At 45.0% G+C, this 13,824-nt stretch carries 10 protein-coding genes; 9 read left to right on the top strand and 1 reads right to left on the bottom strand.

The window, feature by feature from the left end:
- Positions 1-86: 86 nt before the first annotated feature.
- The 4 genes from LSG31_RS03630 (at position 87) to LSG31_RS03615 (ending at position 4,759) form a co-directional block, all read left to right on the top strand.
- Positions 87-1,517, top strand: coding sequence for a S41 family peptidase (locus LSG31_RS03630; protein WP_347438047.1), 1,431 nt, complete (start codon positions 87-89; stop codon positions 1,515-1,517).
- A 95-nt stretch (positions 1,518-1,612) separates the two neighbouring features.
- Positions 1,613-2,944, top strand: coding sequence for a PDZ domain-containing protein (locus LSG31_RS03625; RefSeq protein ID WP_347438046.1), 1,332 nt, complete (start codon positions 1,613-1,615; stop codon positions 2,942-2,944).
- A 167-nt stretch (positions 2,945-3,111) separates the two neighbouring features.
- The gene (locus LSG31_RS03620; RefSeq protein ID WP_347438045.1) at positions 3,112-3,918 is read left to right on the top strand and encodes a flagellar motor protein; all 807 of its coding nucleotides are present in this window, start codon (positions 3,112-3,114) and stop codon (positions 3,916-3,918) included.
- Entirely contained in the window at positions 3,902-4,759 is an 858-nt protein-coding gene (locus LSG31_RS03615; protein ID WP_347438044.1) for a flagellar motor protein MotB, read from the top strand. The genes LSG31_RS03620 and LSG31_RS03615 overlap by 17 nt, the downstream gene beginning before the upstream one ends.
- Before the next feature lie 77 nt (positions 4,760-4,836).
- On the opposite strand, the gene LSG31_RS03610 is transcribed toward LSG31_RS03615, so the two are convergent.
- The gene (locus LSG31_RS03610) at positions 4,837-4,992 is read right to left on the bottom strand and encodes a hypothetical protein (RefSeq protein ID WP_347438043.1); all 156 of its coding nucleotides are present in this window, start codon (positions 4,990-4,992) and stop codon (positions 4,837-4,839) included.
- 145 nt (positions 4,993-5,137) lie between these two features.
- Here LSG31_RS03610 and uvrB point away from each other — a divergent pair, with 145 nt between their 5' ends.
- From uvrB to hprK, 5 genes are all read left to right on the top strand, one after another.
- Positions 5,138-7,117 carry an excinuclease ABC subunit UvrB gene (gene uvrB, locus LSG31_RS03605; protein ID WP_347438042.1) on the top strand — a complete coding sequence of 660 codons (1,980 nt, stop codon included), beginning with the start codon at positions 5,138-5,140 and terminating at the stop codon, positions 7,115-7,117.
- Between the two features lie 133 nt (positions 7,118-7,250).
- The gene (gene uvrA / locus LSG31_RS03600) at positions 7,251-10,118 is read left to right on the top strand and encodes an excinuclease ABC subunit UvrA (protein ID WP_347438041.1); all 2,868 of its coding nucleotides are present in this window, start codon (positions 7,251-7,253) and stop codon (positions 10,116-10,118) included.
- Positions 10,119-10,185: 67 nt separating this feature from the next.
- Positions 10,186-11,280: a PucR family transcriptional regulator gene (locus LSG31_RS03595; RefSeq protein ID WP_347438040.1), complete on the top strand. Its 1,095-nt coding sequence runs from the start codon at positions 10,186-10,188 to the stop codon at positions 11,278-11,280.
- 287 nt (positions 11,281-11,567) lie between these two features.
- A complete protein-coding gene (locus LSG31_RS03590; protein ID WP_347438039.1) occupies positions 11,568-12,677 on the top strand; it encodes an ABC transporter ATP-binding protein in 1,110 nt (369 codons plus the stop codon).
- Between the two features lie 179 nt (positions 12,678-12,856).
- Positions 12,857-13,801, top strand: a complete 945-nt coding sequence (gene hprK, locus LSG31_RS03585; protein WP_347438038.1) for an HPr(Ser) kinase/phosphatase — start codon at positions 12,857-12,859, stop codon at positions 13,799-13,801.
- Positions 13,802-13,824 lie beyond the last annotated feature (23 nt).

Here is a 13,824-nt window from a genome sequence, read left to right as displayed (position 1 = left end):
AACTTGTCTAATTTGTCCGTTCCATGCATAGACTAGAGTGAAGATTTCAATTGTACGATAATCAGGTAGGGTGGTGCGGAACTCGCATGTATATAAAAAAACGAACGCTGGCAGTTACAATGATCGCCACCATTGTGTTGAGCAGCGCAGCAACTGCTTTGGCAATCAAAGAATTCAATGTAAACCAGGTTCCCATGCCACCGGCGAACAGTCAGAGTGAAGCGACGGAGATTCAGAAATTTTTTCAAGTCTACCACATGCTACGCGATCGTTATGTGGATAAAGAGAGCCCGGATACTCTGTTAAATGGCGCGATCAACGGAATGGTGCAATCGCTGAATGATCCGTTTTCTACCTATATGGACCCGAAGGCTGCAGCCAAGTTTAATGATATGATTCAATCTTCTTTTGAAGGCATTGGCGCAGTGATGGAATCGGACAACGGCAAAATTGTCGTGGCATCTGTCTTTAAGGATTCGCCTGCCGAGAAAGCGGGATTGAAAGCCAAAGATCAAATTTTAAGCGTCAATGGGAAATCCCTGCAGGGGATTGATGTAGACAAAGCTGCCATGATGATTCGCGGCCCCAAAGGCACAAAAGTAACGTTGGATGTAGAACGCCCTTCCACCAGTCAAAAGTTGCAACTTTCCATTGTGCGGGCTGCCATTAAAGAAGATACGGTATTTTCCAAACAGTTGGGGAATGGAATGGGTTATATTCAAATTACCCAATTTAGTGAAAATACCGCAAAGGAATTTGATACACAATTACAGTCGTTGGAAAAACAGGGAATCAAAGGTCTTGTCATTGATCTGCGCCAAGACCCAGGCGGCTTGCTGGACAGTGTGAAAACCATTGCAGATGAATTGATTCCAAAAGGCAAAACGATTTTGCAAGTAGAGAATCGAAATGGCCAAAAAGACGTCTATAAGTCGGATAAAGGCACTGTAAACCTGCCGATTGTCGGACTGGTCGATGGCGGGAGCGCCAGTGCCGCTGAGATTTTGAGCGCTGCACTGCACGAATCAGGCGGATACCCGCTCGTTGGAGAAAAAACATTTGGCAAGGGCACAGTACAAACCACACAACCTTACTCGGACGGCAGCAGTGTAAAATATACCATTGCCAAGTGGTTGACTCCCGATGGGAATTGGATACATAAAAAAGGAATCATGCCGGAGTATGTAGTCCATTTGCCGTCCTATTTTAACTTGCCTGTATTGACTGCATCAGACAAATTAAAGTATGACATGAACAACGATCAGGTAAAGGCTGCACAGCAAATGCTGTTAGCCATCGGTTTTGATCCCGGCCGGGAAGATGGATATTTTAGCAAACAGACGGAACAAGCGGTCAGCGATTTCCAGAAAGCCAAAGGGCTGCAAGCAGATGGAATCATTCAAGGGCAAACGATCAACGCACTAATGGATGCATTGCGGGAAAAAATGAAACAGGACGATACACAATTAAAAATGGCCGAAGATGTTTTGCAAAAAGAAATCAATAGCAGGAAGTAGACAGATTCTGTCGAATAATGTACCCGAGGACTTATTGTCTTCGGGCCTATTTCTTTTTTTCGGGTGTGTTTTTATTTCATAGAGGAGGGATGCGAATGGAATGGCTGAATGACGTACTCGCCTTATTTCAGGGCTATCTGTATCTTCCCATGAATCCCTTTTTCTATCTTGCAATCGTTGCATTATGGATACAGTACAAGCGCCAGATGCAAATCGAACGGGACATGTTCGGATTACGGATTCACTCTGTGGCGGATCAAATGCTTCGAACGATTCTGTTCGGCTGTATGGCCGGAATGATTGGGACAGTATTCATATCCGTATTCTCGATTGCTGTATCATCGACTGATCTGTTGCTGATATGGATTGTCTCGGTTTTGCTTTCGCTGTTTCATATCCGATACTTGTGTTTTGCATATGCAGGCGGCTTAATCGGTTTTTTGAGCATATGTTTAAAATTTATACATCCGCCCGCCTATTTGCCGGCAGTCGGCATGGATATCTGGAATGCCTTGCGGGACGTTTCGGCGGCAGATCTGCTGGCGCTTGTCGCTCTTCTTCATATATTGGAGGCGCTGCTTGTATGGCTGCAGGGATCTGAAGGCGCCTTGCCGGTTTTTGTCGAAGGCCGTCGGGGAAAGATCGTCGGCGGATTTGTGTTGCAAAAATTCTGGTTGGTACCTATGGTTTCCTTTGTAGGCGTTATGGGTCAAACGCACGGGTTGGCCGGGGATGCAGGCGCATACCATCCTTTCGGGATCCAACTGCTTTCGTTTCCGCATGTTTTCACAGCGTATCATATTGCGCCCTTTCCGGTGATGTTGGGATATTCAACTTGGACTTTGACCAAAAATACCAAGCAAAAAGTGAAGCAATCTGCCGGTTTGGTGGCCGTATACGGCATATGTTTGCTCGCGCTTGTGGAATTGGGCTTAAAATATCCGATCCTGTTGCTGCTTGCATCGATTTGCTCCATTGTTGTTCATGAATGGATCATCTTGTTTGATAATAAGCAGGAGCGGATGGGTGCGCCTATCTACATAAAGCCTTTGAAAGGATTAAAGCTGCTTGCCGTTTTGTCAGGGACTCCGGCGGAAATCATGGGATTGCAAGCGGGAGACACGATTGTCAGGGTAAATGGAATTCCGGTAAATACGCCTTACGATTTTCACTTTGCGATCAGTCAGAACCCGGCCTATGTCAAATTGGATGTTTTGGATGAACGGGGTGAATTGCGGTTGGCGGGGAAGCCGTTGTATGCGGGAGACCATCATCAACTTGGCGTCATTTTGGTTCCGGATGAAACCGCACTTCAGTATGTGGTATTGTACCCGGCAAATGTCTGGTCAGTGATGAAACGCCTTTTTCATACGAAGCGGGCCGATAAACGAGGGCAGTTCGATCCATCAGTCTCCAGCCAGATGTAATTATTTGAAATTATATGGAATCTTTCAGGTGTCTGTATGTCTGTCTGTATTTGCAAATCGCACTTGATTCGAAATCAGGTTGCGAATGTATATCCGATTCTGAATGGCTATGATTTAGAAACAGGTGCTTTCCGATGGCATCATAATGATTTGGCAGGTGTTTACATGTGGATTTAACATCGATTGGCGGCATAGTATTAGGTTTGGCATCGTTGGTTGTGGCATTCGTTTTGGAAGGTGGACAACTTGGTTCGTTATTTCAAATCACGGCTGCGATAATCGTTTTTGGCGGTACATTTGGTGCGGTTATCGTTTCTTTTCCGATGGAACAATTGAAAACAGTACCTTCGTTGCTCAAAATCGTATTTACATCAAAGCCGAAAGAACCGTTGACAATGATTGATGAATTAATCAAGCTTGCAACAATTGCCCGCCGTGAAGGAATTTTGGCTTTGGAAGAGCAAATTGAAGATGCAAAAGATGAATTTTTCAAGAATGGTATTCGATTAGTGGTGGACGGAGTAGATCCTGAACTTGTCCGCAGTATTTTGGAGACCGAATTGACGTATATTGAAAACCGTCATGAAGCAGGTGCCGGAGTGTTGGAAGCGGCCGGCGGATATTCGCCGACGCTGGGAATTATCGGTACGGTTATGGGGCTTGTCCACGTATTGGGAAACCTCAGCGATGTAACGAAATTAGGTCCGTTAATTGCAACGGCTTTTATTGCGACATTGTATGGCGTATCGAGTGCCAATCTCCTCTATTTGCCAATGGCAAATAAGCTGAAAATACGATCCAAACAAGAAATTTTGACGCGTGAAATCATGATCGAGGGAATTCTCTCGATACAGGCTGGAGAAAACCCTAATATTCTGGGGCAAAAATTAAAGGCATTCTTGGCTCCAAAGGAGAGAGAAGCGAAGGTAAAGGTAAAGGCAGCAGCGGGTGAGGCAAATGTCGAGACGGCGTAGAAAGCGGGAAAAGCCGCAGAATCACGAGCGCTGGTTAATTACATATGCGGATTTAATCACGTTGCTGATGATATTTTTTGTCGTAATGTATGCGATGTCGAAAATTGACATGGCAAAATTTATGACTTTATCCGAATCCTTGAACCAAGCATTATATGCTTCCGATAAAATTCAATTGCACAATTTGGGAACGACTGCTTTGTTGGCTGCACAGAACGCGAAGGAAGGCAATCAGCATGGCAATGAAAGCGACAAGACAAAAGTTGACTCGCAATCGTTTCAAACCGGACAACAGCAAAAACTTGAACAACTCTACCAGCAATTAAAAGAGTATATAACGCAAAATCATTTGGAGAATAAAATTTCCATTCAGGACCAAATGCGCGGCGTCCAGGTTACGTTAAAAGATGTTGTTTTATATGATACGGGAAGCGCCACATTAAAACAGGATGGGATTCATGTGATACAAAATATATTGCCATTCTTGAAATCGGTCAATAACCCGATCGTCGTAGAAGGACATACAGATAACATCCCTATTCATAATTCCCGGTATCCATCGAACTGGGAATTGTCAGTCGCACGCGCTGTTAACGTGGTTCATTATTTGGCGAATGCGGGGATTGATCCGAGCCGCATGTCGGCAACCGGATATGGGGAATGGCATCCTGTTGTGCCGAATGATAATGAAGCGGATCGCCAAAAAAACAGGCGTGTCAATATCGTAATTCTCAGGAATTATACACAACAAGAAGAAGCGCCCTATCAAACAGCGCCGGCGCCAGTATCACCAATTCTGAAACAGCCTGCACAATCTTCTTCTTCAATTTCCAACCCTTAGTTTTCATGGCGGGCATAAATCCGGAACCAACTGTTTGGAACAGCTGGACACCGGATTTTTTCATTTGGTTGCTTGTTTTACAATTTTCTTGTATATTTTCCGTTCTTCGGATTTCCGTGTTTCATATCGTCTTGCTCTTGTAAATCCTGGCCTTTTCTTTGGCTCTTGCTTGCCGTTGGATTCAATGTCGTCTCGGATTGCTCGTCAGCTTTATGCGTATTTTTATTGTCCATGCAAAGTACCGCCTTTCCTCGATTCATTGCTATAATTTTGTGCCTATTCCAGTTAACTTATGTATGGGAAACGTGCACCGAACACAGATTCGTATTATAATACATACATCTGCAAAAGTATCGGAAAATGTTTGGAGGTGTGGAAATGGCGGGTGAAACATTTCAACTGGTATCTGATTATGCACCACAAGGAGATCAACCGAAAGCGATTGAACATTTGGTTGCCGGCATCGATGATGGAAAACGACAGCAAATTTTGCTGGGAGTAACCGGATCGGGCAAAACGTTTACGATGGCTAATATAATAGCCAAAGTGAAAAAGCCGACGTTGATTATTGCACATAACAAAACATTGGCTGCACAGTTATGTGCAGAATTCAAGGAGTTTTTCCCGCATAATGCTGTGGAGTATTTTGTAAGTTATTACGACTACTATCAACCGGAAGCATATATTCCACATACAGACACGTATATCGAGAAAGATGCGAGCATTAATGACGAAATCGATAAATTGCGGCACTCTGCAACAAGCGCCCTCCTGGAACGGGATGATGTCATTGTGGTTGCCAGTGTTTCTTGTATCTATGGTTTAGGAAATCCGGTGGAATACAAGAAGCATGTCCTTTCATTGCGCACGGGGATGGAACGGGATCGCAATGAAGTCCTGCGTAAATTAGTCGATATGCAATATGAGCGAAATGATATCAATTTTACAAGGGGAACTTTTCGGGTTCGCGGGGATGTTGTGGAAATTGTCCCGTCATCCAGAGGGGAGCAAGCGATCCGCATCGAGTTTTTTGGAGATGAAATCGATCGCATCACAGAAATTGATATTGTAACAGGTGAAGTTCTTGGTGCCCGTCAACACGTAGCAATATTTCCGGCTTCCCACTTTGTCACATCACAAGATGTGATGCGGCAGGCGATTGCCCGTATTCGAAGCGAGTTGGAAGAGCGGCTGAAAATATTGCGGGATGCCGGAAAATTGCTGGAAGCGCAGCGGCTGGAGCAGCGAACCAATTATGATATTGAAATGATGTTGGAAATTGGTTTTTGTTCGGGAATTGAGAACTACTCCAGACATTTGGAAGGGCGCGGGGAAGGAGAACCACCCCATACGTTACTGGATTATTTTCCTGATGATTACTTATTGTTGATTGATGAGTCCCATGTCACGATTCCGCAAATTGGCGGGATGTACGGAGGTGACCGTACGCGGAAAATGACATTGATTGAGCATGGATTTCGCCTTCCATCTGCTGCTGATAACCGACCGCTGCAATTTCATGAATTTGAAAAAAGGATGGGCAAAACAATTTATGTTTCAGCAACGCCTGGACCGTATGAACTTGAACACACGGAAGCAACCGTTGAACAAATTATTCGACCGACGGGTCTTTTGGATCCGAAAATTACTGTGCGCCCAATCAAAGGGCAAATTGATGATTTGGTCGGTGAAATACATGGGACAATCAAGCGGGACGAACGTGTTCTTGTGACGACATTGACAAAGAAAATGGCGGAAGATTTGACGGACTATCTGAAAAATATCGGGATTAAAGTTCGCTATTTGCACTCTGATATAAAAACATTGGAACGTATGATAATTTTACGGGATTTGCGTAAAGGAGTATTCGATGTATTAATCGGGATTAATTTGCTGCGGGAAGGGCTTGATTTGCCGGAAGTGTCTTTAGTAGCGATTCTCGATGCAGATAAGGAAGGATTTTTACGGGCAGAACGCTCATTGATTCAAACCATTGGACGCGCAGCCCGCAATGCTGAAGGTCGTGTAGTCATGTACGCGGATGTGATGACAAAATCCATGAATGTAGCAATTACGGAAACGGAACGCCGCCGAAGTATACAGTTGGCCTATAACGAACAACATGGAATTATACCGAAAACCATCCACAAGGCAGTGCGTGATGTGATTGAAGCGACGAAAGTGGCGGATGAGAAAGCGGAATATACCGCAAAGAAACGTTCGAGTGATTTGTCAAAAGCGGAGCGGGAACGTCTCATTGAAAAATTGCAATCGGAAATGAAAGAAGCGGCAAAAGCGCTGCAGTTTGAGCGTGCAGCAGAATTGCGGGATATTATTTTTGAATTATCCGTTTCGTGATGTTTCTACAAAATTTTTAAACGACAGGTTTTCTCGACATATTTCCCGGGTAATGCAGGATGAGTCGAAATCGGGAAAGTTTTGTCAGAGGGACTGTGAATGGGTATTTCCAGAAGTCGAAAAGGAGTAGACAATGGCACAGGATTATATCGTAATCAAAGGTGCACGTGCACATAATTTGAAAAATATTGATGTCAAAATTCCACGGGACTCCTTTGTGGTCTTAACCGGATTGAGTGGCTCAGGCAAATCCTCTCTTGCATTTGACACGATTTATGCGGAAGGCCAACGACGTTATGTGGAATCACTGTCTGCTTATGCCCGTCAATTTTTGGGGCAAATGGATAAGCCGGATGTGGATTCAATCGACGGTTTATCGCCGGCCATTTCCATCGACCAGAAGACTACAAGCCGCAATCCCCGTTCGACTGTTGGTACGGTAACGGAAATTTATGACTATTTGCGGTTATTGTTTGCGCGGATTGGACAACCATTCTGCCCCAAATGTGACATCCCGATTGCTTCCCAGACAGTAGAACAAATGGTAGACCGCGTGATGGAGTTTCCGGAACGTACACGTTTGCAAGTTTTTGCGCCCGTTGTGAAAGGGAGGAAAGGCGAGCATGCGAAACTTTTGGAAGACATTTCGAAAAATGGCTTTGTGCGTGTGCGCATTGACGGAGAACTGCATGAATTAAGCGAATCGGTCAGCCTTGAAAAAAACAAAAAACATACCATTGAAGTTGTTGTCGATCGACTCGTTGTGAAACCGGACATTCAGTCCAGGCTCGCAGACTCGATCGAGACAGCATTGCAATTGTCAGGCGGTACGGTCATCATCGGGATTGTGGATGGCGAAGAATTGTTGTTCAGTCAAAAGTTGGCCTGTCCGGAGTGCGGATTCAGCGTGGAACAATTGGAGCCGCGCATGTTCTCTTTTAACAGTCCGTTCGGTGCTTGTGAAGTATGTGACGGGCTTGGCTCCAACATGGAAATCGATTTGGATTTGATTATTCCGGATCCGCAAAAGACGATTGAAGACGGAGCGATTGAGCCATGGGCCGGCAGTACGTCCAATTATTACCCGCAACTCTTGCTGGCTGCTTGCAAACATTTCGGCATTCCTGTCGATGCACCTGTATCCACACTGACGAATGAACAGCGAAACATTCTGTTTTTCGGTTCGGAAGGGACAAAAATCAAATTTCAGTATGATAATGACTTTGGCCAGTCTCGTGTGGCAGAACTCCCATTTGAAGGAGTTGTGCACAATTTGCAAAGACGGTACCGGGAAACGGCATCTGAATCCATCCGCGAGTTTATCATGGAATACATGAGCTCCAAACCTTGTCCGGCATGTAAAGGGAGACGTTTAAAACCCCAAAGTCTCGCCGTTAAGGTTGGCGATAAAAGCATTGCGTATGTTACTTCATTGTCTGTCAATGATGCCATTACATTTTTTGAGTCTCTGGAACTTAACGACAAGCAAATCGCAATTGCCCGACTGATTCTGAAAGAGATTCATTCCCGACTCATGTTTTTGAAAAATGTCGGTTTGGATTATTTGACGCTGCACCGCTCGGCAGGTACTTTATCCGGTGGAGAAGCGCAGCGGATTCGCTTGGCGACGCAGATCGGATCAAGCCTGATGGGGGTTTTGTACATTCTTGACGAGCCAAGCATCGGCTTGCATCAGCGGGACAATGTGCGGTTGATTCAAACGTTGGAGCATATGCGGGATTTGGGCAATACGTTAATTGTCGTGGAACACGATGAAGATACGATGTTGGCTGCCGATTATATTTTGGACATAGGACCTGGTGCGGGTGCCCATGGCGGCCGTGTGGTAGCAGAAGGAACGCCGAAAGAAATCATGAAACATCCGGATTCCATCACAGGCCAATATTTGAGTGGAAGAAAGTCCATTCCGGTACCCCTTGAAAGACGCCAACCGGGCGAGCGCTGGATCAAGATTGTGGGCGCAAAAGAAAACAATTTAAAAAATATTCAAGCGTCTTTTCCCCTTGGTTTGTTTACATGTGTGACTGGTGTATCCGGCTCCGGCAAGAGTACGTTAATCAACGAAATTCTCTACAAAGCATTGGCCCAGCATATCAACAAATCGAAGGCAAAACCGGGAGAGTTTAAACGCATCGAAGGGCTGGATTGGACGGATAAAGTGATCGACATCGATCAATCCCCGATCGGCAGAACGCCTCGTTCCAATGCTGCAACATATACCGGCGTGTTTGATGATATCCGGGAATTGTTCAGTACGACAAATGAAGCGAAAATGCGCGGCTATAAAAAAGGAAGATTTAGTTTTAATGTCAAAGGCGGAAGATGTGAAGCTTGTAAAGGTGACGGGATTATAAAAATTGAAATGCACTTTTTGCCGGATGTGTATGTTCCGTGTGAAATTTGCAAAGGGAAACGCTACAATCGGGAAACGCTGGAGGTCAAATACAAAGGCAAAAATATTTCGGAAGTTCTCGATATGACGGTAGAAGACGCACTGGAGTTTTTTAAGCATGTTCCGAGGATTCAAAGAAAAATCCAGACACTGTTTGATGTGGGTCTCGGTTATATGAAACTGGGACAGCCGGCAACCACGCTGTCGGGCGGCGAGGCGCAGCGTGTGAAGCTGGCGGCGGAACTCCACCGCAGAAGCAATGGGAAGACTGTGTATATTTTGGACGAACCGACAACAGGGCTGCATATTGCCGATATTGACCGTTTGTTAATTGTATTGCAGCGGCTGGTGGAAGCAGGGGATACGGTCATCGTTATTGAACATAATCTGGATGTCATCAAAACAGCCGATTATGTGATTGACCTTGGGCCGGAAGGCGGAGATAAAGGCGGTACAATTGTTGCGAAGGGGACGCCTGAAGAGGTAGCCAATGTAAAGGAATCTCATACAGGATATTTTCTCAAGCAAATCCTTGATCGGGATTTGCAACGAACACGGGAACAGGATTCCGCTACGATCGTCTGTTAATGCTTTATTCTATCTTCTATTGCAATGATTTTTATTGCAATGATTTTGCGTATAAGGATGTGAGCGAATGGACAATCCTGCAGATCAAATCGTGCAAAGACAGAAATCATGGAGTGGAATTGGAGAGTTTCAACAACTGCTGTCAGACATGTATGGAAATGACATTGCAGTTCCGTTCGATCCTTCCGTTCTTCAAATGCCTGAAAAAGGTGTATCCAATCGGGAAGCTGCTCTTATTCGCTGGATGTTCGAATATTTGCAGCAGAACAGTGGTTCCGGCGAATTGCAAGTGATGCCGTCGCTCCCGGAGAGTGTACGATACGTATGGCAGTTTGCCTGGCAGGCGGAGTGCAGGAAAATAGCGATAGAAGAACTGGAAAGTTCCAAGCGTACATCATTTCCCATGGATTCGTTGCTGAAACAATTGCCGGGAACCCTATTTCCATGTATGTGCATGTTCCTCGACGTTACAGCTACAAACCGGGAAGAAGGACAACTGCAGACAAAAGCAGGCGAACGTAATAAAAGACCCTTGCCCGAATGGCTGGAATTGATTCAGGAGATTGCGCAAGGATATGACAGGTCTTGCATGGTTGTTCAAGTCTCCACATTCATCGGCGGGATCCTCCTGCCGGTCAAAGACAGCGGGAACCCGTTGCAATTGATTGAAGTCGTGCATGAGGAATGCAGATCCTGGGTTGATGCACTTTTAGCGGAAATGTATATGGATGTAAAAATTGGCGTAAGCAGTATCGTGTCATCTGCGGACTGTCTTGTCCAAGGCATGCAGGAAGCTATTGCAGCGCGGCAGATTGGTGAATTGCAAGGAGGAAAAAACGGCGTCTTTTCTTTTGGGCGACTTGGATTCCAACGGATTTTGTACAATTTGCACGAAACGAATCGCATTCGTTATCGGGAGAGTATGCTGTCTTGCGAAACATACGAAGCGCTCGGACAGGATCTCAGAGAGACGGCGCTGGGATTTTTCCGAAACCATTTGAATATCAGCGAAACAGCAAGAGTCATGTATATGCACCGTAACAGTTTATTGTATCGGCTGGATAAAATTCGGGAACTGACAGGATACGATATTCGGAAATTTGAGGATGCAGTTGCACTTTGGACAGCTTTAGTGCTTTGGAAATTGGATGGCCTTGTTTAAGAGGATGTTCAAAAAGTAGTCAAAACTCCACGGCGGATTGCTTTGCCGAATCCCAAAAAGGCTTACTTATGTACCAAACACGTACACTCCGTCGCCTTTTCGCACTCCTTGTGTCTTACTTAACCACTTTTTGAACACACACTTTAAGAAAGTTAATTCGTACAAAGCAATGGCGTTGTTTTTGTACACATTGACCATAGTATCCGTTTGCACAAATCTCGTATACTCATACTAGAAATGAGACAGGACAATGAATTTGCATCAAATGAGATATGGGAGGGTGTGCAATGGCTGGATTACGCTTAAATCACGTTTTCAAAAAATATTCGGGTGATGTAACGGCCGTTCAGGATTTTCACTTGGAAATTCAGGACAAGGAATTTCTTGTGATGGTTGGTCCGTCCGGATGCGGCAAGTCCACAACGTTGCGGATGATTGCCGGACTTGAAGACATCAGTGAAGGAGAATTATACATCGGTGACCGAGTTGTTAACGATGTGGCTCCAAAAGATCGGGATATTGCCATGGTGTTTCAAAACTATGCTCTATATCCGCATATGAACGTATATCAAAATATGGCGTTTGGTCTGAAATTGCGGAAGGTTCCAAAAGATGAGATCGATAAACGCGTGCGCGATGCTGCGAAAATTCTCGATATTGGACACTTGCTCGAACGGAAGCCTAAAGCGCTGTCCGGTGGACAGAGACAACGTGTGGCGCTTGGCCGGGCAATCGTACGGGAACCGCAAGTATTCTTAATGGACGAACCATTGTCCAACCTGGATGCCAAATTGCGTGTACAAATGCGTACGGAAATCAGTAAATTGCATAAGCGTCTCCAAACAACAGTTATCTATGTTACACACGATCAAACGGAAGCGATGACTATGGGCGATCGGATTGTTGTCATGAAGGATGGAATTATTCAACAAGTGGCGACGCCCCAGGATATTTACAATCATCCCAGAAATATGTTTGTGGCTGGATTTATCGGTGCACCACCGATGAACTTTCTCAACGGAAAACTGGAAGAGACAGCAGGTCAAGCGTATTTTGTCGCCAATAATATCAAAGTGAAAATTCCGGAAGGAAAAGTGGCGGTGCTTCGTCAAGCGGGCGTAATGGGTCAGGAAGTGGTCCTCGGCATTCGTCCGGAAAACATCCATGATGAAGAAATGTATCTGGAAACATATCCGGAGAGTGTAATTACTGCTCGAGTGGAAGTAACGGAATTAATGGGTGCGGAAATGTATTTATATCTCGATTGCGGCGGTCAAAGCTTAACTGCGCGAGTCGATACGCGTTCAGGGATCAAGCACAGCGATACCGTTAAATTGGCGTTTGACATGAATAAAATCCATATCTTCAACAAAGCAACAGAAGAAGCTATTTTTTAAGACTTGATTTTTAAGACTTGATTGTAAATTTTTTCGATTTTTTTCACAAACCTGGTACATTCATGGTATAGTAAAGTACATTGAGGTCAAAAGCCTCGGGATTTCTATAAGATGAACCCATTAAGACTCCCCGCTTAATTGGGTTCTCTTTGTATTCGGACCAAAAGCGGGTGATCGAGATGGCAAATAAAGTTGTACATACAAGAGAACTGATTCAAGAAGTCAATCTTGAGCTTGTAAATACTGACGCTGACACGAACCGGGTTATAGCAGTCAGTGATATTAATCGGCCCGGCCTGCCCCTGGCCGGTTTTTTAAAGTATCATGCCGTTGAGAGAGTTCAGATCATCGGCAAAACAGAAATGGAGTTTCTGCTTAGCCTGCCGGAGGATCTCAGGAAGAAACGACTGATGGGACTTTGTGCTTCTGAACAAACTCCTTGTTTAGTCGTTTCTCGGGGACAACAAATACCGGAGTGCTTATTTGAAATTGTATCGTTGCAAAAACTGCCGTTACTGCGATCGGAATTGGCAACGACCAAGCTTGCCGGGCGTATTACACGTTTTCTTGATCAAAATTTAGCTCCGGAAACTTTAGTCCACGGTGTTCTGGTTGATGTATATGGAATCGGTATACTTATCCAGGGGGCAAGCGGAATCGGGAAAAGTGAAACCGCTTTGGAATTAGTCAAGCGAGGTCATCGTCTGGTTGCGGACGATGCTGTTGAAATCAGCCAAATTGAAGATAACATTTTAGTTGGAACAACGCCGCCTTTGCTTAAATATTTATTGGAAATTCGCGGACTTGGCGTGTTGAATGTAATGACATTGTTTGGAGCGGGTGCGGTACGTACGCATAAAAAAATAGAAATGCTTATCAAACTGGAAGCGTGGAAAGATGAAGTTGCGTATGACAGACTGGGACTGGATGAAGAGAAGGTGCGAATTTTGGGCACGGACCTTACCTGTGTGACAATTCCGGTGCGTCCGGGACGAAACCTGGCTGTCATCATTGAGGTGGCTGCCATGAATCAGCGGCTGAAGCGAATGGGTTATAACGCGGCGCGGGAGCTATCAGAAAAATTGCTGAAAACTCTGGGTGACGATGCAGAGATGAAGGGATAAAGAATCAACGGGATTTCATATAC

The sequence above is a fragment of the Fodinisporobacter ferrooxydans genome, assembly GCF_022818495.1.
Lineage (GTDB): Bacteria > Bacillota > Bacilli > Tumebacillales > MYW30-H2 > Fodinisporobacter > Fodinisporobacter ferrooxydans.
Note: the sequence above shows the minus strand (reverse complement) of the source record. Positions and strands in the feature narration are given on the sequence as shown.